This is a genomic window from Cellulomonas alba, from assembly GCF_030362835.1.
GTDB lineage: Bacteria > Actinomycetota > Actinomycetes > Actinomycetales > Cellulomonadaceae > Cellulomonas > Cellulomonas alba.
Map to the genome: position 1 here is coordinate 656850 of NZ_JAUCGQ010000001.1, position 25431 is coordinate 682280.

General features: G+C 75.7%; 17 protein-coding genes. 9 read left to right on the forward strand and 8 right to left on the reverse strand.

The features are described 5' to 3' along the window. Positions 1–20: 20 nt before the first annotated feature. Genes QRT04_RS02950 through QRT04_RS02960 form a run of 3 tightly spaced genes read right to left on the reverse strand, consistent with a single transcriptional unit; the run spans position 21 to position 8049 of the window. A complete protein-coding gene (locus tag QRT04_RS02950; protein ID WP_289453395.1) occupies positions 21–2618 on the reverse strand; it encodes a hypothetical protein in 2598 nt (865 codons plus the stop codon). Further along, the gene (locus tag QRT04_RS02955; RefSeq protein ID WP_289453396.1) at positions 2615–5884 is read right to left on the reverse strand and encodes a DUF6603 domain-containing protein; all 3270 of its coding nucleotides are present in this window, start codon (positions 5882–5884) and stop codon (positions 2615–2617) included. The genes QRT04_RS02950 and QRT04_RS02955 overlap by 4 nt, the downstream gene beginning before the upstream one ends. Beyond that, on the reverse strand, positions 5881–8049 hold the full coding sequence (locus QRT04_RS02960) for a phospholipase D-like domain-containing protein (RefSeq protein ID WP_289453397.1): 2169 nt from the start codon (positions 8047–8049) through the stop codon (positions 5881–5883). Before QRT04_RS02960 ends, QRT04_RS02955 begins: the two co-directional genes overlap by 4 nt. Positions 8050–8318: 269 nt before the next feature. On the opposite strand from QRT04_RS02960, the gene QRT04_RS02965 reads away from it, so the two are divergent. From QRT04_RS02965 to QRT04_RS02975, 3 genes are read left to right on the forward strand one after another with little or no spacing between them, the layout of a single operon-like run. After that, the gene (locus QRT04_RS02965; RefSeq protein ID WP_289453398.1) at positions 8319–11177 is read left to right on the forward strand and encodes an AMMECR1 domain-containing protein; all 2859 of its coding nucleotides are present in this window, start codon (positions 8319–8321) and stop codon (positions 11175–11177) included. Beyond that, positions 11170–12000: an ICP22 family protein gene (locus tag QRT04_RS02970; protein ID WP_289453399.1), complete on the forward strand. Its 831-nt coding sequence runs from the start codon at positions 11170–11172 to the stop codon at positions 11998–12000. Before QRT04_RS02965 ends, QRT04_RS02970 begins: the two co-directional genes overlap by 8 nt. Continuing rightward, positions 11997–12608 (forward strand): 2OG-Fe(II) oxygenase, encoded by a 612-nt coding sequence (locus QRT04_RS02975; RefSeq protein ID WP_289453400.1) that lies wholly within the window; start codon positions 11997–11999, stop codon positions 12606–12608. The genes QRT04_RS02970 and QRT04_RS02975 overlap by 4 nt, the downstream gene beginning before the upstream one ends. A 51-nt stretch (positions 12609–12659) precedes the next feature. Here QRT04_RS02975 and QRT04_RS02980 read toward each other — a convergent pair whose 3' ends face one another. Further along, a complete protein-coding gene (locus QRT04_RS02980) occupies positions 12660–13442 on the reverse strand; it encodes a hypothetical protein (RefSeq protein WP_289453401.1) in 783 nt (260 codons plus the stop codon). A 175-nt stretch (positions 13443–13617) separates the two neighbouring features. On the opposite strand from QRT04_RS02980, the gene QRT04_RS02985 reads away from it, so the two are divergent. Continuing rightward, complete coding sequence (locus tag QRT04_RS02985) at positions 13618–15321, forward strand: AMP-binding protein (protein ID WP_289453402.1); 1704 nt, start codon at positions 13618–13620, stop codon at positions 15319–15321. A 39-nt stretch (positions 15322–15360) separates the two neighbouring features. Here the strand turns inward: QRT04_RS02985 and QRT04_RS02990 are convergent, their stop codons facing one another. After that, entirely contained in the window at positions 15361–17244 is a 1884-nt protein-coding gene (locus QRT04_RS02990) for a phosphoenolpyruvate carboxykinase (GTP) (protein WP_289453403.1), read from the reverse strand. 130 nt (positions 17245–17374) lie between these two features. Between QRT04_RS02990 and QRT04_RS02995 the strand changes: the two genes are divergently transcribed. After that, on the forward strand, positions 17375–18868 hold the full coding sequence (locus QRT04_RS02995) for an XRE family transcriptional regulator (RefSeq protein ID WP_289453404.1): 1494 nt from the start codon (positions 17375–17377) through the stop codon (positions 18866–18868). A gap of 130 nt (positions 18869–18998) precedes the next feature. Beyond that, complete coding sequence (locus QRT04_RS03000) at positions 18999–19460, forward strand: SRPBCC family protein (RefSeq protein ID WP_289453405.1); 462 nt, start codon at positions 18999–19001, stop codon at positions 19458–19460. A 40-nt stretch (positions 19461–19500) separates the two neighbouring features. Here the strand turns inward: QRT04_RS03000 and QRT04_RS03005 are convergent, their stop codons facing one another. Together QRT04_RS03005 and QRT04_RS03010 are read right to left on the reverse strand one after the other, a co-directional pair. After that, positions 19501–20019, reverse strand: coding sequence for a hypothetical protein (locus tag QRT04_RS03005; protein WP_289453406.1), 519 nt, complete (start codon positions 20017–20019; stop codon positions 19501–19503). Then, positions 20016–20582, reverse strand: coding sequence for an RNA polymerase sigma factor (locus QRT04_RS03010; protein ID WP_289453407.1), 567 nt, complete (start codon positions 20580–20582; stop codon positions 20016–20018). Before QRT04_RS03010 ends, QRT04_RS03005 begins: the two co-directional genes overlap by 4 nt. 104 nt (positions 20583–20686) lie before the next feature. Between QRT04_RS03010 and QRT04_RS03015 the strand changes: the two genes are divergently transcribed. After that, on the forward strand, positions 20687–21463 hold the full coding sequence (locus tag QRT04_RS03015) for an LLM class F420-dependent oxidoreductase (RefSeq protein ID WP_289453408.1): 777 nt from the start codon (positions 20687–20689) through the stop codon (positions 21461–21463). Between the two features lie 4 nt (positions 21464–21467). Here QRT04_RS03015 and QRT04_RS03020 read toward each other — a convergent pair whose 3' ends face one another. After that, complete coding sequence (locus QRT04_RS03020) at positions 21468–23048, reverse strand: phospholipase D-like domain-containing protein (protein WP_289453409.1); 1581 nt, start codon at positions 23046–23048, stop codon at positions 21468–21470. Positions 23049–23209: 161 nt separating this feature from the next. Here QRT04_RS03020 and QRT04_RS03025 point away from each other — a divergent pair, with 161 nt between their 5' ends. After that, complete coding sequence (locus QRT04_RS03025; RefSeq protein ID WP_289453410.1) at positions 23210–24163, forward strand: hypothetical protein; 954 nt, start codon at positions 23210–23212, stop codon at positions 24161–24163. 76 nt (positions 24164–24239) lie between these two features. Then, positions 24240–25418: a S1C family serine protease gene (locus QRT04_RS03030; RefSeq protein ID WP_289453411.1), complete on the forward strand. Its 1179-nt coding sequence runs from the start codon at positions 24240–24242 to the stop codon at positions 25416–25418. Positions 25419–25431 lie beyond the last annotated feature (13 nt).

A 25431-nucleotide genomic window follows, 5' to 3' on the forward strand; every position in this document is an offset into this window, starting at 1 on the left:
TCGGCGGACGGGGCCCCCGGTCACCCCGTGAGCCAGAGCGAGACGGGGATGCGTACCCGCACGGGCGCGCGGGTCAGGGCGGCCGCGACCGACGCGCTGTCGGCGCCCCACACGACGCGCGGCGGCGCGCCGAGCGGCGTGGTCGGCCCGGACGGACGGCCGACGCCCAAGAGCGGCCCCGCCACGCGGACGACCGGGCTGCCCGCCAGCTGCGGGTGCCCCCAGTCGAGGTCCTGCCACGTCCGGAGGGTCGCGGTGCCGCCGCCGTCGGGCGCGTCGTCGACGCCGAAGCGTGTGTGCAGCACGGACTCCTGGAGGACGACCGACCACACCTGCCCCGCCGTCGCGGGGTGCAGCACCTGGCCGGCGGTCATCGGGAAGCCGACGAGCGTCGTGTCCTTGCCGACGTACGTCTCGATCGTCGGCCGCACCACCTGCTCGGTGCCGCCGGCGACCTGCCCCGACAGGTACACGGTCGCGGTGGGGAACCGCCGCAGCAGCGCGCCCCGCAGGACGAGCACGAGGTCGCCGCCGCCCGCCGCGGTGTGGCTGCCGAGGTCGCTCGCGGCGTCCCAGCCGGCGACGGGCGGGATCGCGTCCGGCGCGGTCGCCGTGGTCGCGGGCCAGAACGTGCGGAACATCGTCGCGGTCGCGTCGAGCGGGTAGCGCCGCCACTGGAGCTCGCGCGCGAGCGCGTGGTTGAGGCCGACGAGGAACGCCTCGACGAACGCGGGGTTCGTCTGGACCAGGAGCACCGAGTCGTCCGGCAGGTCGTCGAGTCCCGGCAGGATCCACTCGGGGGCGGTGCCCTGGAGCGCGTCGAGCCCGGCGTCGGGGAACGTGGGCGCGAACCGCTGGGTCGGCGGCGCCGGGAGGCCGGCCGCGGTCGGCGCGGCTGCCGCGTGTCCTGCCTCCCCGAGCCCGGCCGCGACCAGGCCTGCCTCCCCCAGCCCTGCCGCGACCAGTCCTGCCTCCCCCAGCCCGGCCGCGACCAGTCCTGCCGACGCCACCGCAGGCGCGGCGGTCCCGGCCGCCTCGACGGCCGCCCGGTCGGCGGTCACCACCCGCGACGCCGCCGCGGGCAGCGTCCCGAGCCCCAGCCGCGCGAGCGGGCCGCCCGAGCGGAGCAGGCGCGCGATCGTCGGACCGCCCCCGGCCGCCGCCGCGGACGGGCTCACCGCGACGGCCGGCACCCCGACGGCCGGCACCCCGACCGACGTCTCGACCGGCCGGCCGAACGCCGCCGCTCGCCCCGCCGTGATCCGGGCGAACGCCGCGGAGAGCGACGCCGCCGACGCACCGAGCGCCGCGACCGACGTGGCGGGCGTCGCCGCGAGCGTGGCCCCGCCCCCGCCCCCGCCGGCCGCGCCGCCGACACCGTGCCGCGCCGCCAGCGCGTCGGCGACGGTCTGCGCCACCTGGTCCGCGGGTGCCTGCACGCCCGCGTCCGCGAGCTGTTGCCAGGCCCGGTCGCACAGGTCCTCCTGCTCGACCGCGACCGCCCACGCCGCGAGACCTGCGGCGAGGCGCCGCCGGGCATCGGTGTTGAGCTGGTCGAACCAGCCGGCGCCGGTCGCGTCGACGCGCGTCGCGCCGCCCGCGTAGTCCTGCCCGTACAGCGGCGGCCGCAGCTCGAGGCCCGTGCCGGACGCGCTCACCGCGTGCGCGAGCGACGCGGCGAACGTCGCGTCGACCGGCGCCTCGTGCGAGCCGCCGACGGGACGCAACGCGCCCTGCATCACGACGGTCCGGCCCGCGGGGGCGGTGGCACCCCAGCCGGCGCCGTCGAGCCGCAGCGGCACGCCGCTCGCCGCGGCGGGGGCACCCCGCGGCCGCAGCCGGCGCGCGAGCGTCTCGAACGTGCCGGGATCGCCCGTGCCGAACGACCACACGTGGTACGCGGGCAGCGTCACGGGACCCGTGGCCGGCCACGCGGCGTCGAGCGGCCCGGCACCCGGGTGCAGCGGCAGGCCGACGGCGGCCAGGCTCGCGGCGAAGGTCGGGACGAGCGCGGCGACGTACTGCTGGTCGGCCACGAGCCGCGTCGGGCAGACGAGCCGCGCGAACGCCTGGTCAGGGTCGGACAGCGCGTCGCCGGTCGGACCGGCCGGCGTGCCGACGAGCTGCACGTGCGCCCACGCCCACGTCTCCCCCGACGGCGGCAGGTCGGCGGCGTCGCACGTGAGGGTGCGCAGACCGTCGGAGCCCGACGACACCTCGGCGTCGGCGGCCGTGACGACGACGAGCGCGAGCCACGGCTGCACGCGCTGCTGCGCGGCCGCGGGCGCCGTCTGCTCGGGGTCGGGCAGGCTGGCGGTCGTCGGGCCGAGCGGGCTGAACCGCCACGGCAGGTCGGCGTCCCTCAGCTCGAGGTACGCGAGCTCGGACGGGGGGAACCCGGAGGCGCCGTCGGCGGGCTCGGACCGCACGACCTGCGCGGCCTCGACACCGCTCACGTCGCCCGGGCCGAGCAGGTCGACAGGGACGTCCGCCGCGTGGGCAGTGCCGAGCGCGAGGCGGGCCGGGAGCTGGGCGCGCGACCCCGACGCCGGCGCACCCGCGAGCGCGCTGCCGAGGCCCCGCCGGTGCCACGACCAGAACGTGCGTGCGTTGCTCACGCGCCACCTCCGGCGACGGGGACGAGCGCGGGCGCCGGCTGCCCGGACACGGGTGGCGAGTCGAGCGCGGTGACGTCGAGCGTGTCGACGACCGCCAGGCACGGCACCGAGGGGCCCGAGCTGGTGGCGTGCTCCGGCGCGAGCTCGACGCCCGAGGTGAAGGGCTCGAACGACGGCGCCGCGAGCTTCTGCTCGTCGGCCACCGTCGCGTACTGCGAGCGCGCGAACAGGTCGGTGAGCGGCCGAGACGTCGTGCCCGCGGGCCCGGTCAGCGTCAGCGCGTACGTCTCCGTGCCGTTGGTCGTCAGGTGCGCCCCGACGTGGCTGACGGCGACGCCGAGCGGTGCGACCTTCTGCCGGACCGACACCGTGGCGAGCGGGTGCGCGACGACGCGGCCTGCGCTCACGGGGCCGATCGCGAGGACTGCGCCCGGCGACACCGCGGCAGGCAGCACCGCCTCCCACGCGCTCGCCGGGCTCACCGCGTCCCAGAGCAGCCCGCCGACGTCGACGGCAGCCACGGGCGTGGTCGCGGCGGCCGACGAGCCGAGCGTGAGGTCGACCGACACCGACGCGCTGAGGAACAGGATGCTGAACGACGCGGTCCCCGTCAGGTGCCACGGCGCGGGTCCGGTGACCGTCAGCGCGAGCGACAGCGAGAGGAGCGTCGTGCCGCCGGCGCTGATCTTGACCCACGCGGCCAGGTCGACCTCGAGGTGGAACGGCGACCACTGCAGCAGCGCGTCGAACGACCCGCCGCCCGTGATGCTGAACCCCCCGACGTCGAGCGCGACGGACGCCTTCGCACCCATCTGCAAGGTGTTCGACGTGACGGCGAGGTAGGCCTCGAACCGCACCTGCGGGTTCTTGCCGCTGGTCAGCTGCAGCGCGAGCCGTCTGAGCGGGCGCAGCCCCGCGGGCGGCGTGAACCGCGGGTGGAAGCCCCCGGCCGACAGCAGGAACCCGGGGTTCTGCCCCCAGTCGAGCCGCAGCGCGAGGTCGCCGGTGAGCGTGAACGACAGCACCCGCGAGTCGTGCAGCGACGCGTCGAGCGCGAGCTGGCTCCGACCGAGGTCGAGCACCCCGATCGCGTCGACGTGCAGCTCGACGGCCGGCGTCTCGGGGTCGGGCAGCGTCACGGACAGCGCCGCGAGGATCACCGCGCGGATCGGCATCGGCAGGTCGAGCAGCACCGCGAGGCGCAGCTTGACGATCGCGGGCGTGCCCCACGAGATCTCCGCGAGCGGGCCGACGACGAGCCGGTCGCGCGCGATCGGGAAGATCGAGTCGAGCGTCGTGATGACGCGGTCCGCGTTCGCCACCGGGTCCTGGACGAACAGCACCGAGTCGAGGATCCCGTCGCTGAGCCCGCCACGGACCTTGTCCGCGTCGACGGTCCGGTTGAGCGCGACGAGACCGCCGATGCCCGTGAGCGCGAACCCCATGCCGAGCTGGACGGGCGTGAACCCCTGCGCGGTGATGAGCAGGAGCAACGAGAATCCGGGGCTGCCGTCGGGCATCTGCGTGGTGACGATGCCGATCGCGGTCACGGAGACGACGTCGACGAGCGTGAGCTGCGCGATCCCGACGTACCGGCCGTGCACGGTGTCGATCTCGAGGTAGCCGCCGCCGCTGATCGCGGCCGCGTCGATGCTCAGCCCGAGCGCCTCGGGACCCGCGAGGCCGAGCGACACGTCGAGCGGCCCGAGGTTGCCCGTGCCGTCAGGCGGCGCCGCGATCTGCAGCGCGACGCCGATCCGGCGAAACACGACGTGCACGGGACCGAGGTCGAGGCCGCCGCTCGCGAGCGCCCGGAGCGCCGCGCCCTGACCCGCGGCGCCCGCCTCGAGCGCGAGGCTCGACAGGTGCAGGACGCCGGCGACGTCGAGGTCGAGCGGCAGCGTCGTCGCGAGCAGCGGAGCACCGGCCCCGCCGCCCGCCGGTCCGCCGAGGAACCGCAGCCCGGTGGCCGACGACCACTCGACGCCCGCGGTGAACGCCATGCGCTGCGGCTCGTCGCCGAGCAGCGTCGTGACGAAACCGTCGCCCGACGAGAGGTCCAGGTTCACGGCGAAGTCGCCCTCGACGCGCACCACGACGCTCGGGTCCTCGACGCCGTGCGCCGACGACACCGCGGCCTTCGCGGTCACCGAGATCTCGAGCCGCGACGTCTCGAACCGCGTGCCCTGCGGGTCGCCGAACGCCCACGCCGGCTGCGGCCGCGCGGTCAGCGTGAGCGTGAGGGACCCGCCGGCCGCGGCTCCCCCGCCGGCGCTCCCGAACGAGACGCCGTCGGGCGTCAGCGCGAGACCCACGCCGGCCTGCACGTCGCCGGCGATCGCGAGGCTGACGGCGTCGGCGAGCGCGATCGACGTGCTCAGCGCGGCATCGGCGACGACGCCGAGACCCAGACCGCGGACGTCGGGGCCACCGGCGGCGCCCGGCACACCGAACGCGACGAGCTCGACGACGCTCTGGACGGGCACGGCCGAGGACGCGTCGAGCGTCACGAGCGGCAGCGTCACCGCGCCGACGTCGAGACTGTCGCTCCCCGCGGCTGGCGGCGTCCAGAACATCTGCAGGATCGCGTCCCGCCCGTCCGCGGCGGGCGACAGCCCGAACGCGTGCGCGAGGCCCGCGATCGTCTGCAGCAGCCGCCGCTGGTCGAGCAGGTCGCCCCACCCGTACGCGTCACCGAGCACCCCGACGGGGTCGGACAGGAGCCGCGGCACGAGGTCCCAGTGCAGCGTCGCCGGCCGCGTGACGACCGCGCCCGTGTCGTCGAAGTCGCCGGGGTCGGCGACGCCGAGCAGCTCGAGGATCGCGAGCGCCTGCGGGGCCCGCTCGGCCAGCTGGGCGCGCACGACGAACCCGAGGCCGCGCTCCGCGATCGCCACCCACGTCTGCGGGTCGTCGAGCGGCTCGGGCAGGCCGCCCGGCAGCGGGGTCGTCGCGAGCGCCGCCACGGCCGCCGTCACCGCGGCGAACGCGGTGGCGACCACCGCGAGCTGGCCCACCAGCTCCTCGTCGTCCGCCTCGGGGTCCAGCCCGCCTGAGGCGGTCGCCAGCGACCCGAGTGCGTCGCGCAGCGAGCCGAGCTTCGGCTCGAGGAGCTGCAGGTCGAGCTCGACGCCCGGGCCGAGCGCGCACCCGACCGCCGCGAGCAGGTCGCCGAAGTCCTCGACGTCGCCCAGCAGCTCCCCGAGCCCGGCAGCTGCTGCCGCCGTCGCCTTGATGACGGGCGCGAGAGTCCCGGCCGCGCTCATCCCGGCACCTCCGCGAGGTCCGACTCGTCCGCCCGGACGGCGAGCCCGGGCGACCGCCCGATGCGCTCGAACCGCGCCGTCCGCTCGACGGCGCGCGTGACGTCGGCGAGCGTGCTCCGCCCGCGCTCGATCGCGCCGTTCTCGAGCGAGCAGCTCTCCATCACGTGGTTGTAGACCGTGCCGAACGCGCCCGGGAGCTGCGTCGTCGACCGCAGGACGCCGTTCGGCAGGCGCCAGTCGGTGTCGCCGAGGTGGTCCCACTGCGGGTCGAACGTCGCGTTCCTCGGCGGGTGCGCCCGCAGGTTCTCGACGAGCGTCGTGCCGGGGTCCCGGGCGGGGTCGTACGCGCCGCTGCCGGAGACCTCCGGCCACGCCGCGCCGCCCGTCAGGAGTCCCACGACGTTCCGGAGGTGCTGGGTCGCGACGGCCGGGTCCGAGACGGCGAGCGCGATCTCCGAGTCGCCCGTCAGCGACCGCCGGTTGATGTTCGCCGACCCGCACACGAGCAGCTGCCCGTCGTACACGTGGGACTTGGCGTGCACGTAGACGCCGCGGTTCTGGCCGACCGCCGAGTCCCAGGCGTTGAGCACGACGATCTGGCGCAGCTGGTCGTCCGTCAGGCCGTCCGCGAGCGCCTCGAACGCGTTGGCCCGCGCCTTGTGCTGCGCGTTCGCGAGGCTGAGGTACCAGGCGTTGCTGCCGTCGGCGTGGGGCGGCAGCACGATGACGACACCGAGGTCGCCGTTGCGCGTCACGTGGTCGTTGAGGAGGCGCGCGGTGGGGATGCTCCAGAAGTACTGGTCCGTGATGAAGACGAGCTTCTGCGCGGCGGCCATCGCCCGGGCGTAGCCGGCCAGCACGGTGTACTCGCCGTGCACGAACAGCCCCGACCCGCCGCGCGGCCGCGCCGGGATGGTGCGCCACAGCTGGACCTTGCTCGTGGCGCCCGCCACCGGCCCGACCGGGTCGACGGGGTCCAGCGGGACGATGACGTTGCCGCCCATCCGCACGTCGTCCTTGGCCGAGTAGGCGGCCTTGGTCGAGAACACGGCCTGCCCCTGCTCGATCGCCTGCTGGCACGGCGCGGGCGAGCGGGACACCTCGCCGACCCAGCCGTCGTCGACCCAGCGCTCGCAGAACTGCTGCTGGACGGTCGACACGACCGGTCCGTGCAGCCGCAGGTGCTGGTCGTGCCACTTCTGCGCGGACTCGCCGTACACCGGGACGTCGAGGTCCGACTCCTTCTTCTCGGTCGGCCTCACCAGCGCGCCGACGGCCGTGACGTACTCGTGGTCCAGCGAGCCGTCGCCGAACGGCCACGCGTCCTGCAGGCGCGGGATGCCCGCCGGCGTCTGCCCGTTCTCGGGGCCGACGCTCGTGCCGGACTCCCAGTCGCCGTCGTACCAGCCGGTGGGCGGCTGGGTCGCGGTCGCGGGGTCCTTCGGCGCGTCGCGCCGCGTGAACGCGAGGTCGACGCCGCCCACGTAGGCCACCGGGGGCACCGCGTCGTCGGCCGTCCGGATGACGCACATCTTCTGGTGGTGGGTCGCCACGACCATCACCTGGTCCGCGACCCGAGCGTCGAGGCACACCACGCCGATGTCCCGCGTCGTGCCGAGCCGCCGCTTGGCGATGCCGTTCGCCACGTCGACGGCCCGCGCGAGGAAGACGTGGTCGCGGCTGTGCGCGGGGTCCGCCTTGTCGGCCGCCCACGTCGGCATCCAGACCATGACCCGGACGAGGACGCCCGCGTCGATGAGCTTGAGCAGCAGGCCGAGCACCGTCTCGTCGGACTTGTCCGCCTGGACCGGCGCTCGTCCCGAGGCGTCCCACCACGACGACGTGCGCCACGAGTTCTGCACCGAGAGGTCGCGCAGCGGGTTCAGCCGCCAGCCCGCGATGTACACGAGCCCGTTCTGGCCCGGCGGCTTCTTGGCGGTCCTCGCCGCGGTGAGGCACGCGACGAGCGAGTCGCGGATGGCGCTCATGGCCCAGAACCCGCCGAGGATCGGCTCGACCTGGCAGCCGGCGTCGAACGGCTGGGCGGCGCCCGTCGTCACGCGCCGCGCGTACTCGGTGCCCGATCCCCAGGGCAGCCCGACGAGGTCCGCAGGGCCGGCGCCCGTCGGGTCGGAGTAGCTCAGGAACCAGTTCTCGCCCGGCATCCGCGAGCCCCCCTGCTCGTTCGTGCGTGTGCCCCACACAACCCGGACCAGTGTGGCGGCGGTCACACCCCCGTGACGAGGGTGAAATCCGGACATTTCGGTGCACGCACCGTGGACGGCCAGTGGCCACCAGTCGGTATCCCCGCACCCCAGCCGCCTGTGAGACGCCTCGGCGCGCGCGTCGCGACGCCGTCTGCCGCCCGAGCCCTGGACGGCCCCCACGCCGCGGAGGATCGTTCTTCTGACCTGTCGCACGCTCGGAGGCACCGGTGCCCGAGACCCTGCGCACCGGCCCGCGGGCTCTCCCGAGGGCCGACGCCACCCTCGCCCAGCTGGTTCACGACCGCGGGATCCTGTGGTCGACACCGGGCGCGCCCGTGCTCGGCCGGGACGGCGTCCGCGCGGACTGGATGCTCTACACGTACCCCCTCACGCTCTCGGGCGACGGCGGCGCCGCGGCGGCGGCCGCGATGCTGCCCGTGCTCCGCACCTTCGAGGCGCGCCAGGTCGTCAGCATCGGCTACACCGCGATCCCGCTGGTCGCCGACTGCGTGCTCCATGCGCGCGGCGAGCTCGTCGGCGGCTGCATCCGCGAGACGCGCAAGGCGCACGGCTCGGGGCGGCGCGTCGAGGGTGACCTGGACCGCACGCGGCCCGTCGTCGTGGTCGACGACTCGATCAGCTCGGGCACGTCGGTGCGCACCGGGATCGAGGCGCTCGAGGCCGAGGGGTTCGAGGTCGAGGGCGCCGTCGCGCTCGTCGCGTTCCCGTGGCGGGGCGGCATCGAACAGGTGCGCGCGCAGGGCTACCGGGTCGAGACGGTGCTCGACATCTGGCGGGACGTCGGCATGCCGCTCGCGGACCACGTGCACGACCACGCGTGCGTGGCGGTGACCTGGGCGGACGCGCAGGCGACCGGCGGCCTGCACCCCGCGGTGCTCGCACGCGAGGTCGCCGACGAGCTGCTGCGCAGCGGGCGCACCCTGCGGCCGCCGGCCGCGCTCGACGCCGACTACGACGGCCGCGGCGGCGTCTACGTGAGCTTCCGCGACCGCCGCACCGACGCGCGGCTGGCGCGCAGCGGCTTCTGGCACTTCGACCCGGCGCTGGCGGACCCGGCGCGCGACGTCGTGCTCGCCACGGCGCGCACGCTGGCCGGCGCGGCCGGCCGCGCGGTGCGCGCGCACGGGCTGGACGACCTCAAGGTCGGCGTCTCGTTCCTCGGCCCGCTGCAGCCCGTGGCGCCGCGCGACCTCGACTTCGGGCGGCTCGGCGTCGTCGTGCAGAGCCTCGCGCAGCCGGGCAAGGTCGGCGGCGCCCTGCCGCACACCGAGGTGTTCACGAGCGAGATCCAGCAGTACCGGCACGCCGCGTTCCGCAACGCACGGCTGGGCCGCACGGAGCCGCACCAGGTGTTCGTGCACACCGTGAGGAAGGTCGTCGAGCCGGGCGAGAGCTGGCTCCCCTACGGCTCGAGCGACGACGCGCAGGAGCGGCTCCCCCTCGCGACCGGCGAGGCCCTGACGACGCGCGCGCGCGACGTGCTCGACGCGTTCCGCGCGGGCCGTGAGCCCGTCGGCCCGCCCGTCCCGGACGAGCTCGTGCCGGACCCGGTGCGCGGCGTCGGCGTCACGCTCTACGCGGGCGGCGTCCTGGGCTGCTGCGTGTCCTCGCAGGGCAGCCTCGACGAGTGCCTCGTACGCGCGACGCGCCGCGCGGCGACGGACCCGCGTTTCACGGCGGTGCGGGACGCCGCGCAGGTGCCACCGTCGATCTGCGTCTCGATCCTGCGTGACCAGGAGCTGCTCGGCGTCACCGCCGACCTCGAGCGCGCACTCGTCAAGGTGCGGCCGGGCCACGACACCGTGGCGGCGCAGCACGGCGACCGGGCGGGCCTGCTGCTCGCGCAGGTGCCCGTCCACCACGACTGGTCGAAGCCGCAGCTCGCCCGCCAGCTGCTCGCCAAGGCCCGCATCGACGGCGGCACCGCGTCCTGGAGCACCTTCCGCACCGCGTCCTGGCTCCGCCGCGAGGACCGCGTCTGGCCCGTCGTCTCGGGCTACCCGGTGCGCGACGCGCCCCGGGTCGACGTCGCGACGATCCGGTCGACGCTCGCGCTCCTCGCGGGCTACGTGATCGGGCAGCTCGGACCCGACGGTCTCCCGGCCTACGCCTACCAGCCGGTGACGGGCCGGACCACGACCCGAGGCACCGCCGGCCGCGCCCTCCATGCGCTGACTGCGCTCGCCGACGCCGCCGACGTGCTGGGCCGCGACGACCTGCGCGCCGCCGCGGCGCACGGGCTCAGCACCGCGCTGCGATCCGTCGAGCCGATCGGGGGGCGGTCGCGCGTCGCACTGCCCGGCCTGACCCCCGGCACGAGCGCCGACGCGGAGCTGGTGCTCGGGGCGGCCGCGCTCGGCGACGGACTGCTCGGCGACGACCGGGTGCGCGCCGTGCACCGCGGGCTCGTCGGCCTGCTGCGGCCCGACGGCCGGATCGACCCCGAGCGACGCCGGCGCTGGACCGCCGAGCACGACTTCCTGCCCGGCCTCGCCCTGCTCGCCGCCGCGGCCGTCCCCGACGAGCTGCCCGACCTGACGGCGCAGCTGGCCTGGTACCGGCGCCGCTTCGACCTGCTGCACCCGTGGGGCATGGTCGGCTGGCACCCGCAGGCCTGGTTCCGGGTCGCCGCGACGGGCCACGCGCCCGACGGCACCGCCGCATTCGTCCGCGAGGTCGTCGACTGGGCGCTGCCGCTCCAGCACCGCGGCACGGGCGCGTTCCTCACCGACCTCGACGTGACCGGGCCGGGCTTCCACACGGCGTTCGTGCTCGAGGGCGTCGCCGACGCCGCGCGCCTGTGCCTGCTCGACGGCGACCGCGCGCGCGCCGCGCTGTACATGCGGCGGTGGCGCCAGGGCTTCCGGTTCGTGGATCGCCTCGTGGTCCGCGACGAGGACACCTACTGCATGGCGGACCCCGGCCGCGCCCTCGGGGCGGTCCGCCCGTCCCTGACGACGAGCGGCGTGCGGATCGACTTCGTCAGCCACGCCATGCAGGCACTCGTGAAAGCACTGCGATACGCGGAAACAGCCGAAGAGGGGGAGGTCGAGCGTGATGACTGACGAGCCGAGAGGTGACGAGCCCAAGGTGCCGCCGCTGTTCGCCGGAGGGCCGGGCGCCGCACAGCCGGCCAGCGCGGCGGTGAACCGGCCCGCGGAGCACCAGCCGCAGGTGTCGGGGATCGGCGAGCTGTCCGAACGGATCGAGCTGGCGGAGAGCCCGGACCACTCCGAGGTCGCCGACCACTCCGACGTGCCGGACCACTCCGAAGTGCCCGACCACTCCGAGGTCCCCGACCATTCCGAAGTCCCCGACCACTCGGAGGTCCCGGACCACTCCGAGGTGCCCGACCACTCCGAGGTGCCCGACCACTCCGAGGTCCCCGACCACTCCGAAGTCCCCGACCACTCCGAAGTCCCCGACCACTCCGAGGTACCGGACCACTCCGAAGTCCCCGACCACTCCGAAGTCCCCGACCACTCCGAAGTGCCCGACCACTCCGAAGTGCCCGACCACTCGGAGACCCCTGACCACTCCGAGACACCGGACCACTCCGAGACGCCGGACCACTCCGAGACCCCCGACCACTCCGAGACACCGGACCACTCCGAGACACCGGACCACTCCGAGACACCGGACCACTCCGAGGTCCCCGACCACTCGGAGACCGGCGACTTCGGCGAGCTGGGCCGCGTCCTGCAGAACATCTACACCGACGTGGTCGACGTCCTCGTCGGGCACCTCACGAGCGTCGGCCACGCCGACCGCGGCGAGCTCGGCGTACGGCTCATCTCCCAGGTGGCCAAGAACCTGACGGCCGACCAGCGCGCCGCGGCGATCCGGGAGCTCGGCGGCGCGCCGGGCGGGCATCTCGAGGGGCCGTGACCACGACGGCGGGCGCCCGCTCCGCCGCCGTCCACCACGAGCCGTTCACCTGGGCGGTCGTCACGGGGTTCCTCGACGACGAGCTGGCGCACCGGCTCGCCGCCGAGTTCCCCACGGAGGGCTTCCGCGTCGCCGGGACGAGCGCGAAGCTCTTCTCGGTCCGCTCGCTCGTCGTCGCGGGGACCGTGCACTCCTCGACGGCGACGCTCTCGCCGGCGTGGCGGGACCTCGCGTCGTGGCTCGCCTCACCGGAGCACCGGCGCGCGTTCGGCGACCTGGTCGGGCTCGACCTGACGGGCCTGCGGATCGACGCGAGCCTGTGCCGGTACCCGCCCGGCTGCTCGCTCGCGCCGCACACGGACCGACCGGTGCGCCGGGCGACGCACGTCCTCTACCTCAACCCGCTGTGGCGGCCCGAGTGGGGTGGCGAGTTCCGCGTGCTGCGGTCGGACGACGTCGACGACGTCATCGAGCGGGTGCTGCCCACCCTGGGCACGTCGGTCGCGATGGTGCGCTCCGACCGCTCGTGGCACGCGGTCGGCGAGGTCGCGGCCGGGGTTGCGGTCGAGAGGAGGTCGGTGCTGGTCCACGCCTCCTGGCCCGAGTGACGCTGGCGGAGATCGGTCCCCGTCGGCCGCGCGAGCGTGTGCGGACGGCGGTCAGTCCCGGTCGGCCTGCGCGAGCCGTGCGGCGACCCGCCGGGCGACGGTGCGCCGGTCGGACGAGCTCTCGCCCAGCGGCCCGTCGAGCACGGACTCGACGGCCTCGCGCACGCGGGAGCGCCCGTCGGCCGAGAGGTGGTGGAGGGCACGCTCCGCGGCGACGAGCGCGTGGTACTGCTCGAACGCCGAGCGGCTGTGCGCGATCGCGTCCACGAGCACGTCGGCGGTCGCGAGCCGCGGGCTGCGCTCGATCAGGGCGAGCGCGAAGATCCGGTTCCCGTCGGTGCCGGTGTCGAAGATGCCCTCGACGTCGGCGGGCTCGAGCCGCTCGGTGTCGAGGTCGCGCGCGTCGCGCAGCACCTGCTCCATGCGCGACGTGCGGCCCCAGCCGGGCGGCTCGGTCGCGCGCAGGCGCTCGTACCGTGAGCCGACGAGGCCGGCCGCCATCAGCAGGCTCTGCGCGTGGTTCTCGAGCTGCTCGGCCCGGCCGACCTCGCCGGACGCGCGCGCCTGCTCCGCCTCCTGCCGCACGTCGGCGGCCTGCCGGAGCAGCTCGAGCCGCACGCCGGCGACCTCGAACGCCCGCACCCGGTTGCCGAACACCGCGAGGCCGAGCACGACGGCACCGGCCGTCACCAGCGCCGCCGAACCCACCTCGTTGTCGGTGGCGAACACCGCGACGCCACCCGCCGCGAGCGTGACGAGCCCGATGACGACGCCGACCGTCCGGGCGGCCCGGCCCAGCACCGGCGCCACGACATCGGTCGGCTCGTCCACCATGCGCGCCACCCTAGGGGCTGCCGACGTCGGCGCGCGGGGCCGTCGGCAGCGGTCGTCTCTCGGCACGCGTCCCGAGCGCCGCCCAGGCTCGCCCGAGAGCGCCTGCCGAGCTCGCCGGCCCACCCCCGACCGGAGGTCCCGCCTAACCTACGGTCCCGTAAGTTACTCTCCGGTAATGAGCATCGACCGGCCGTGGCTGGCCTCGTACGCGCCGGGCGTCCCGCACGACGTCGACGTCCCCGACGAGCCCCTGACCGCGTCGCTCGACCGCGCCGCCGCGCGTCATCCGGCCCGCGTCGCCGTCGACTTCCTCGGCGCCACGAGCACGTACGCCGAGCTCGCGGACCAGGTGGCCCGCGGCGCGCGGGCGCTGCACGACCTGGGCGTCCGCCACGGCGACCGCGTCGCGATCGCGCTGCCCAACTGCACGTCGCACGTCGTCGCCTTCCTCGCGGTGCTGCGCCTCGGCGCGGTCGTCGTCGAGCACAACCCGACCTACGGGGCGGCCGAGCTGCGGCACCAGCTCGCGGACAGCGGCGCAGGCGTCGCGGTGGTCTGGGAGAAGACGGCCGCCGCCGTGCTCGAGGCCGCGCCGGGCACCGCGCTGCGGACCGTCGTCGCCGTCGACCTGACGCGGGACCTCCCGCGCCGCTCCCGCGCCCTGCTGCGTCTCCCGCTGCCCGCCGCCCGGCGCGCCCGCGCCGCGATGCGCGCCACCGTCCCCGCGTCGCTCCCGCGGTGGCACCGGCTCGTCGCGGCCGCCACGCCCGTGCCCGAGGAGCACCCGCGACCGGTGGCGGACGACCTCGCGCTCGTGCAGTTCACCGGCGGCACCACCGGCACCCCGAAGGGCGCGGCGCTGCGGCACCGCAACCTCGTCGCGAACACGGTGCAGGGTCAGGCGTGGACCGGCGCCGCCGAGGGCACCGAGACCGTCTACGCCGCGCTGCCGTTCTTCCACGCGTTCGGGCTGACGCTCTGCCTGCTCTACGGCCTGCGGATCGCCGCGACGATCGTGCCGTTCCCGCGGTTCGACGTCGACCAGGTGCTCGCGGCGCAGCGCCGCCGGCCGGGCACGTTCCTGCCCGCGGTGCCGCCGATGCTCGACCGCCTGGCGGCCGCCGCGGAGGCGGACCCGCGCCACGACCTGAGCTCGTTCCGGTTCGCCTTCTCGGGCGGCATGGCGCTGCCCGCCGAGGTGGCGGCGCGCTGGGAGCGCGTGACGGGCGGCCTCGCGGTCGAGGGCTACGGCATGACGGAGACCGCTCCCGTCGTGCTCGGCGGACCGCTCTCGGCCGACCGCCGCCCCGGCGCGCTCGGGCTGCCGTTCCCCGGGACGGACGTCCGCGTCGTCGACCCGCAGGACCCGATGCGCGACGTGCCCGCCGGCGCGACCGGCGAGCTGCTCGTGCGCGGGCCGCAGGTGTTCGCCGGGTACTGGCAGCGCCCCGACGAGACCGCCGAGCAGCTGCTCGACGGTGGCTGGCTGCGCACCGGCGACCTCGTGCGGATCGACGAGCGGGGCTACGTCGTGCTCGTCGACCGGATCAAGGAGGTCATCGTCACGGGCGGCTTCAAGGTGTACCCCTCGCAGGTCGAGGACCAGCTGCGCGAGATGCCCGGCGTCCGCGACGTCGCGGTCGTGGGCGTCCCCGGCGGAGACCTCGGCGAGAAGGTCGTGGCCGCGGTGGTGCTCGACGACGGCGTCGACTCCGCGCACGTCGACCTCGCGGCCGTGCGCGCGTGGTGCCAGCAGCGGATCGCGGGCTACGCGGTGCCGCGCGCGCTCGTGGTCGTGCCCGAGCTGCCGCGGTCGATCCTCGGCAAGATCCTGCGGCGCGCCGTCCGCGACGACGTGCTGGCGTCCGCGACCGCCTGACGCGACCGCCTGACGCCAACCGCGCGACGACGCACGCCGTCAGCGGCTGCGCTCGAGCGCCTCGCGCAGATGAGCCAGCCGCGCGCGCAGCGCGGCCGGCACGCGGTCGCCGAACGTCGCGAAGAACTCCTCCGTCAGGTCGGCCTCGCGCAGCCACGAGTCGGGGTCGACGTCGAGCAGCTGCTCGAGCGCCCCCTCGGGCAGGTCGAGCCCGTCCACGTCGAGCGCACCGGCTGCCGGCAGCAGGCCGACGGGGCTCACCACCGCGCCGGCGTCGGTGCGCAGCCCGCGGGCGCGGTCGAGCTGGTCGACCATCCACGCGAGCACGCGCGCGTTCTCGCCGAACCCCGGCCAGAGGAACCGGCCCTCGTCGTCCTTCCGGAACCAGTTCACGCCGAACACGAGCGGGCGCTTGTCCGGGTCGAGCGCCGCGCCCACGCGCAGCCAGTGCGCCCAGTGGTCCGCCATGTCGTACCCGCAGAACGGCAGCATCGCGAATGGGTCGCGGCGCAGCTCGCCGACCAGCCCCTCGGCCGCCGCGGTGCGCTCGGACGAGATCGTCGCGCCCATGAACACTCCGTGCTCCCAGCCTTGCGCCTGCGCGACGAGCGGCACGTTGGTCGCGCGCCGGCCGCCGAACACGATCGCGTCGAGCGGCACGCCCTCCGGGTCGTCCCAGCCGTCGGCGATCGTGGGGCACTGCGCCGCGGCGACCGTGAACCGCGAGTTGGGGTGCGCCGCGGGGCGGCCGTCCGCGGGCGTCCACGGCAGGCCCGTCCAGTCCGTCAGGTGCGCGGGCGGCTCGGGCGTCAGGCCCTCCCACCAGACGTCGCCCTCGGGCGTCAGCGCGACGTTGGTGAAGATCGTGTCGCGCGCCAAGGTCGCGATCGCCGCCGGGTTGGTCGTCACGCCGGTGCCCGGCGCCACGCCGAAGAAGCCCGCCTCGGGGTTGATCGCGCGCAGCGTGCCGTCGGGGCCGGGGCGCAGCCACGCGATGTCGTCGCCGATCGTCTCGACGCGCCACCCGGGCAGCGTCGGCTGCAGCATCGCGAGGTTCGTCTTGCCGCACGCCGACGGGAACGCGGCCGCGAGGTGGTAGCGGCGACCCTGCGGCGACGTGACGCGGATCAGCAGCATGTGCTCCGCGAGCCAGCCCTCGTCACGGCCCATCACCGACGCGATGCGCAGCGCGAAGCACTTCTTGCCGAGCAGCGCGTTGCCGCCGTAACCCGAGCCGAACGACCAGATCTCGCGGGTCTCGGGGAAGTGCGAGACGTACTTCGTCTCGTTGCACGGCCACGCGACGTCCGGGCGGCGCTCCCCCGCCGCGTCGACGAGCGGCGCGCCGACCGAGTGCACCGCCGGCACCCACGGGGCACCCGACTCGACGAGGTCGAGCACCACGCGCGACACCCGCGTCATGACGCCCATGCTCACGACGACGTACGGAGAGTCCGTCACCTCCACGCCGAGCTGCGAGAGCGGGCCGCCGACCGGGCCCATCGAGAACGGCACCACGTACATCGTGCGGCCGCGCATGCTGCCCGCGAAGACGGTGTCGAGCTCGCGACGCATCGCGTCCGGCTCGACCCAGTTGTTCGTCGGGCCCGCGTCGGCGCGGTCGCGCGAGCAGATGAAGGTGCGCGCCTCGACGCGCGCCACGTCGGCGGGGTCCGACCGCGCCAGGTACGAGCCCGGCCGCAGTGCGGGGTCGAGGGGCAGCAGCGTCCCGGCGTCGACCATGCGGGCGACGAGCGCCCGGCGCTGCTCGTCGGAGCCGTCGCACCACACGACGTCGGCGGGCTCGGTGAGCGCGGCGACCGCCTCGACCCATGCGTGCACGTCGCCGGTCGCGGCGATGTGCGTGACGTCGGCGAGCGTGGTACGGGCGGCGGTCGTGGGCCGGTCGGCCAGAGTGGTCATGACGGGTTCTCCCTCGTGGCGCGGGCCCTGTGCCGGACCGCGCTCCTTTGACATCGTCTCGTCAACTCGACACGCCTTGCTGAGCGGCACGCGTGTCAAAGAACGCAGTTCTTGACGTATCGTCATGTCCATGGCGGCTCAGGACAGTGCGCGCGACGACGCGGGCGCCCCGCACGACTCGCTCACGCTCGGCCGCCGGGTCCGGCACCTGCGGACGGGCCGCGGGCTGACGCTCGAGGCCCTCGGCCACCGCGTCGGAGTCACGCCCAGCCTGCTCTCGCTCGTCGAGAACGGCCGCCGGGAGCCCCGCCTCGCCCTGCTGCGCGGCCTCGCGGACGCCCTCGACGTCACCGTCGCCGACCTGCTCGACACCGAGCCGCCGTCGCGCCGGGCCGCCCTGGAGATCGCGCTCGACCGCGCGCAGCGGTTCGCCGGCTTCGAGCGCCTCGCGCTGCCGACCGTGCGCCCCGGCCGCCAGCTGCCCCTGCCGGTGCTCGAGCAGCTCGTGGGCCTCCACGAGGAGCTGCAGCGCCGCGACGTCGAGGCGGTCGCGACGCCCGAGGAGGCGCGCCGCGCCAACACCCAGATCCGGCTCGAACGCCAGGCGCGCGACAACTACCTCCCGGAGATCGAGCGGGTCGCGGAGCAGCTCGCACGCAAGGCCGGCTACACGGGCGGCGCCCTCACCCACCGCGCGGTCTCGCGCATGGCCGAGCAGCTCGGCTTCACGATCATCCACGTCGACGACCTGCCGTCCTCGACGCGCACCGTCACCGACCTGGCCCACGGCCGCATCTACCTGCCGCCGGCCTCGACCCCCGGCGGCCACGGGCTGCGCTCGCTCGCGCTGCAGGCGATCGCGCACCGCGTGCTCGGCCACGAACGGCCGACGTCGTACGAGGACTTCCTGCGCCAGCGCATGGAGATCACGTACTTCGCGTCGTGCGCGCTCATGCCCGAGCAGGCCGTCGTCGCGCACCTCCAGCAGCACAAGAAGTCCAAGGACCTCGCGATCGAGGACCTGCGCGACGCGTTCGGCGTCACGCACGAGGCGGCCGCGCAGCGGTTCACCTCGCTGGCGACGCACCACCTCGCCATCCCGGTGCACTTCGTCCGCATCAACGGCGACGGCGCCATCTACCGGGCGTACGCCAACGACGGGCTGCCGCTGCCGACCGACGTCACGGGTGCGATCGAGGGCCAGCTCGTGTGCCGGCACTGGGGCGTGCGCCGCGCGCTGACAAGCCGCGACCGGTCGGTCGAGTCGTACCAGTACACCGACACCCCGGCCGGCACGTTCTGGTGCTCGACGCAGACGGGGACGACGTCGACCGGGCAGATGTCCCTCGCGCTCGGCGTGCCCTTCGCCTCCGCGCAGTGGTTCCGGGGCCGCGACACGACCGTGCGCCACAGCTCGACCTGCCCCGACGAGGCGTGCTGCCGGCGCCCCCCGGCCGCCGCGGCGGACCGCTGGCGCGACGCGTCCTGGCCGAGCGCGCGCATCCACCAGCAGGTGTTCACCGCGCTGCCGACCGGCGCGTTCCCCGGCGTCGACGCGCGCGAGGTCTACGCGTTCCTCGACCGGCACGCGCCGCGCGACCCCGGCACGTCGGACCAGCCGTGACCGCACCGCCGCGTCGCGCCGGACGAGGCGCCGCCGGGCCGCGGACCCGCGCCGGTGAACCGAGCCGGACGCTGTGCCGTGGTCGGGGCGGACCGCGCTCCGTCGCGCGGCGGGCGACCGGGAGGCGCGGATGACCACGCTGCACTTCGTCAGGACGACGACCGCCACGCCGCAGCAGCTCGTGGCCGCGCTGACCGACTTCGGCCCGGGCCGCCGCGAGCTCTTCCCGAACAGCCACGACGACGCGCTCGTCGTGCACGAGCGCGGGCCGACCTCGGCGGACGTGACCGAGGGCGGCAGCGGCGTGTGGGAGCGGCTGCGCTACGACTGGTCCGACCCCGGCCGCGTCGTCATGACGACGACCGACTCGAACGTGTGGGGCGGCCGGTCGAGCCACACGTACTCGTTCACGCCCCTGCCCGACGGCGGCACCCGGCTGGACGCGGTGGTGGTGCGCGAGGGCAAGAACCTGCGGGGACGCCTGCTCGGCGCGGTCGTGGCCACGCTCGGGCGGCGCCTGCTCGAACGGTCGCTCGACACGACGGTCCGGGCGGTCGAGGCGCGCGCCGCCGGACCGGGCACGACCCGCTGACGACCGATGCTCGGCGCCGGTCGTCAGCGGGTCCGCCGGATCAGCAGGAGCCGCCCGACCAGGCCACCTCGACCGGCGACCCGACGTCGGACGGGCTCGACCCGCTCGTGACGATGTCCAGCCGGGCTCCCGACGCGATCTGCGCCGCGCCGAGCGTGAACCGCAGGCCGCCGTCGACCTTCGCGAGCGCGATGTCGCACGCCGCTCCGGGGGCGCCGGCGTGGCGCGCGCTCCCCTCGTCCTGCGTGAACCCGGGGACGTAGCGCACGTCGGCGTCGACGCCCTTGGCCGCGAGCGCGTGCTCGAGCCCGGACGCGTCCGACAGGTCGTGGACGGTCACGACGACGTCGCCGTCGGGCTGGGACTCGACCGCGAACGCGGCGGCCGGCCCGGCGACGCTCGTGCCGAGCGCGAGGGCGACCGCGGTCGCGCCCGTGGCGGCGACCCCGCCCGCGACGAGGGCGACGGTGCGCCGCGCGGGGCGGACGCGGGTGCGGCGGCCGGCCACGTGGTGACGCAGCTCGCCGAGCAGGGACTGCTCGAAGGTGTCGAGGCTCATGAGAGGGCTCCAGGGACGAGGAGGGGCAGCTGGGCGTGGATCCGGCTGCGGCTGCGGTGCAGGCGGACGCGAGCGGTGCCGGGGCGCAGGCCCAGGACCGCGGCGGCTTCGGTGACGGAGAGCCCGTCGACGCCGACGAGCTCCATGAGCGCCCGGTCCCGCGGGGGCAGGGCCGCGAGCGCGGTGTAGACCCGGCGGGCGTCCGCCTCGGCGTCGATGCGCTCCTCGATGCGGGCGAGCGAGTCGGGGTCGAGCAGGCGCCGGCCGGAGATCCGCCGGACCGCGGCGCGCTCGCGCGACTGCCGGCGGAACTCGGCGGAGACGACGTTGCGTGCGACGCCGGCGAGCCACGCCGCCGGCACGCCGCGGTCCGGCCGGTACTGCCCGGCGCAGTCGACCGCGGCGAGGAACACCTCGGCCGTCAGGTCGGCGGCGAGATGGGGGTCGGCGACGCGGCGGGCGACGAGCCGCTGCACCGTGGCGAGGTGCTCGCGGTAGAAGTCCTCGAACGCGTCGGGGTCGGTGGCGATCCGCCCGACGTCGGGGTGCGGTCCAGTGGTCATGTCTCTCATTGGTCGCCCGAGCCGTCGACGTTACGGTCCCGCGCCGGTGTCCGAGCCGCGACCCCGACGCGCGGCGGGGCCAGCGAGGCACCTAGCGTGGGTGCATGACCCGCCCGATCCGCATCGCCGTCCAGCTCCAGCCGCAGCACGCCGAGTACGCCCAGCTCCGGGACGCGGTCCGCCGCGCCGAGGACCTCGGCGTCGACGTCGTCTTCAACTGGGACCACTTCTTCCCGCTCTCGGGCGACCCGGACGGCAAGCACTTCGAGTGCTGGACCATGCTCGGCGCGTGGGCCGAGCAGACGAGCCGCGTCGAGATCGGCGCGCTCGTCACGTGCAACTCCTACCGCAACCCCGAGCTGCTCGCGGACATGGCGCGGACGGTCGACCACATCAGCGGGGGCCGGCTGATCCTCGGGATCGGCGCGGGCTGGTTCGAGAAGGACTACGACCGGTTCGGCTACGAGTTCGGCACGCCCGGCACCCGCATCGCGGACCTCGCCGACGCGCTGCCCCGCATCAAGGCCCGCTGGGCGGCGTCGAACCCGCGGCCCACGCGCGACATCCCGGTGCTCATCGGCGGCGGCGGCGAGCGCAAGACGCTGCGCGTCGTGGCGGAGCACGCCGACGCGTGGCACTCGTTCGGCGACCTCGAGACGCTGACGCGCAAGAGCGCGATCCTCGACGAGCACGGCGCCGCTGTCGGCCGCGACACCGCGTCCCTCGTCGAGCGCAGCGTCGCGGTGTCGCGTCCGCCGAGCGAGGTCGGCGAGGCGCTCGTCGACGCGGGCGTCACGCTGTTCACCGTGGGGCTGTCCGGCCCCGACTACGACCTGTCGACCGTCGCGCCGTGGGTCGCCTGGCGCGACTCGCGCGGCTGAGGCGTCAGTAGGAGCCGGCCTTCCGCAGGCTCGGCGGCCGGCCGTCCGGGTCGTGCAGCGCGTCGAGCGGCAGCCGCGCCCAGCGCCGCTGCGCCGGCGTGAGGTCGGGCATCGGCAGGCGGCGCAGGCGGCCGGGCGGTCGCACCCCGAGCCGCCCGCCCGCGTGCCAGGCGTCGAGGCGCGCGGCGTGCTCGGCGTAGGTGTCGAACATCCCGACCGGGTCGACCACGTCCGCCATCGCGACCTCCAGGCCGCGCGCGGCGACGTCCTCGGCCCGGTCGAGGTGCTCGGCAGCCAGCGTGAGCCGGAGGCGGCGCGCGTAGTCCTCGTCGAGCACCACCGCCGTGAGCTCCGAGTCGTGCGTCCATGAGCGCCGGTTGAAGTTGTCCGAGCCGGTGCTCGCCCACGTGTCGTCGACGACGCAGACCTTGGCGTGCACGTACACCGGCACGCCGGCGTGGTTCTCGATGCCGTACGCGGCGACCCGGTCGGGCGCGACGCGCTGCAGCCGGCCGAGCGCGCGCTGACGGCCGAGCAGCTGAGGGACGCGGTTCACGCCGCCGACGTCCGGCACCATCGGCACGACGACGACGAGCCGCAGCTCGGGGCGCGCCCGCAGCGGCTCCTCGAAGACGCGCGCGACGTCGTGGCCCCAGAAGTACTGGTCCTCGACGTACACGAGCCGCTCCGAGCGGCGCACCGCCTTGTGATACCCCCGGGCGACGCTGCGCTCGCCACCGCGGGCGAACGGGTAGTCGCGCCCCACGCCGAGGTTCGGGTACGTGCGCAGCAGCTGCACGGTGTGCGACCCCGCGGGCGGCGGTGGCGGCCACTGCTCGGGGAGCGGGCCGGCCGAGCTGTCGAGGCCGCGGAGCCGGTCGGCGGCGCGGCGCCACGGTGCCATCGAGACCGGTGCGGGGTCCTCCCAGCGTTCCCGGAACACCGTCTCGACGTCGTGGACGGCCGGACCCTGGATCGCGACCTGCACGTCGTGCCACGGTGGGTGCTGCCCGTACTCCTGGGCGAGCGGCTGCGGCTGCGGGTCGCCCGCGTGGTTCGCGTCGTCGCGCCGGTTGTGCGAGAGGTCGATGCCGCCGACGAACGCCACGTCCCGCGTGGGGTCGTCGCGGTGCCGGATGACGACGAACTTCTGGTGGTGCGAACCGCCCGCGCGCACGCGCATGTCGAGCAGCACCTCGGCACCGCGCTTGTCGAGCTGCTCGCCGAGGTGGCGGTTCTCGGTCGCGAAGAAGCCCGTCTGGTCGAGGTGCGAGCGCCAGACGAGCCCGTGCACCGCAGCACCGCGCTCGTCCGCGCGGCACAGCACCTCGACGACCTCGCTCCCGGCCTCGCCAGTGAGCCGTTCGTCCGCGTCGCCCTGCCAGTCGGTGAACATGACGAGATCGCCCGGCCCGGTTGCCTCGAGCGCGTCGTACAGCGCCTGGAAGTACGTCGCGCCGTGGATCAGCGGCACGACGAGGTTGCCCTCGGACCACGCCCGGCCGTCCGGGTGGCGGTCGTCGAGCCTCGTGTGCGGGTTCGCGCGCTCCGCCGCCGTCAGCAGCCACTCGCTCGGGTCTGCCATGCCTCCGAGGATGCCGGAGCCGCGGCGCTCCGGCACCCGCGGCCACGGTCGTCCCGGGCGGCCCCGGGCTTCGAAACCGTTCCGAAACCTCGAACCGCTCACGTCGGGGGCCGCGCGCGTCGATCTAGAGGGCAAGCACGGACACACCAAGGACGGTGGACATGTCACAGGCGTTCGACACCGATCAGCCGGCCACGCCCCTCGAGACGGTCAACGCCGAGAAGCTGCGGGACGAGATCTCACGCCTCTCGCAGCGGCTCGCGCGCGCCCGGCAGTCCTACGACCAGGACCTCTTCCACGGCGAGACGGGCGTGCCGCTCGAGATGCAGCTCGCCGTGATCGAGGGCTACACGGCGAAGCTCGAGGCGTTGACCGAGCGCCTGCGCCTGCACGAGGAGGACCTGCGCCGGAGCCTCGTGCCGCAGCAGCCCACGCCCGCGGTCTCGGACTTGCCCTCGGCCGTCTCCCCTGCCGAACCGGCGCCGGCGCCGGAGCCGCCCTCGACCGTGCCGGCCGCGCAGGAGTGGTCCGTGCCGGTCCCCGCCGCGCCGCAGGCGTGGCCCGCGGCGGTCTCCGAGCCTCCGGCGTGGCCGGTCGCCGTCTCCGCGCCGCCCGAGCCGGTCGCTGCCGTGCAGCCGCCGCAGGAGTGGCCCGTCGCGGTGTCGGAGCCGCCGTCCGCCCTCTCCCCGCCCCTCGCGCGTCGCACGCCGACGACCCCGCCGGCCGACCGGGCCGGCGAGGCGCCGCTGGCCCGGCGGGTCGCACCGCAGCACGTGGCGCCGCAGTTCGTGCCCGAGCCCCTCCCGCCGGTGGCCGAGCCGCAGCCGACCCAGCCGATCGCCGCACCGGCGCCGGCGTGGCCCACCCGGTCCGGGCCGGCGACGCCGGACCCCGGCGTGCCGTTCAACGAGGAGGCCGCCATCGGCGAGTACGTCCGGCTCGCGGCGGAGCTCCGCTGGCTCACGACGCACCGCCCGTCGCTCGTGCCCGAGTACGCGGGCCCGTGCGAGGCCGTCCTGGCGAGACTCGCGCAGGCCCACGGCGTGGGCGTCGACGAGGAGCGCCAGTCGCTGGTCCGGCAGGTCGACGCCCGCTTCCGCCGCGACTACGGCTGATCGCTCGGACTGACCGAAGCCCGGCCGCCGGACGCCGGCGGGAGCACGGAGCCCGGTTCCCCGGCACGATGGGCATGTGACGGACGAGGCGGGCCGGGCCGACGGGCCCGCACGCGACCCGGCGGTCGCCCCCGAGATGGCGGCGCCGGTGGCGGACGCGGCGGCACCGGCCGAGGCGGCTGCTCCTGCGGGGGTGCCGACGCGCCGCCGGTGGCCGCTCGTGCTCACGGGCGTCGTCGTCGTCGCTCTGCTCGCGGGCGCCGCGGGCGTCGCGGTCGGCCATCACACCCGCGCCGGCACGGCGGCCTGCGCTGCGACGCGGACGGCCGAGCGCGGCCTGCCGTCCGTGGTCACGGTCTTCGCCACCGGCGGCGGGAGCAGCGGCAGCGGCACGGGCGAGCTGATCCGGTCCGGCGGCTACATCCTGACGAACGAGCACGTCATCAACGTCGCCGCGAACCACGCGGGCGGCACGCTCTCGGTGCTGTACAGCGACGGGCACCGCTCGGACGCGACGCTCGTCGGGCGCGACGTCCCCACGGACCTCGCGGTGCTCCAGGCGGAGGACGGCGGCGGCGGACTGCCCCTGATCGCGTGGGGCTCGTCGCACGACCTGCGCGTCGGCCAGCCGGTGGTCGCGCTCGGCGCACCGCTGGGCCTGTCGAGCACCGTGACGGCCGGCATCGTCAGCGCCCTGGGCCGGTCGCTCTCCGTCCCCACGGGCGAGAACGCGACCGCGCACCTGATCGGCGCGATCCAGACCGACGCGTCGATCAACCCGGGCAACAGCGGCGGCCCGCTCGTCGACTGCTCGGCGCGGCTCGTCGGCGTCAACACCGCGATCGCGACGGCGCCCAACGCGTCGGGCCAGGCGGGCGGCGGCAGCATCGGCCTCGGCTTCGCGATCCCGGCCGACCTGGCGCGGCCCTTGTCCGACGAGCTGATCGCGCACGGCTCCGTCAACCACCCGACGTTCGGCCTCGACGCGCAGACCGTGCCGTCCGGGCTCGCGCACGCCCAGGGCGTCCCCGGCGGCCTCTACGTGCTCGCGGTCGACCCGGGCGGGCCGGCCGACCAGGCGGGCATCCGGCCGGGCGACGTCCTGACGACGGTCGACGGCCAGCCGGCGCAGGACGCCGAGCAGCTCGTGGTCGTGACGCTGAAGCGCGCCGTGGGCGACCGCGTCGACGTCACGTACGTGCGCACCGGCCGCACGGGGTCGACCACCGTCACGCTCGGCGACTCGCGCTCGTAGCCCGTGTCCTCGT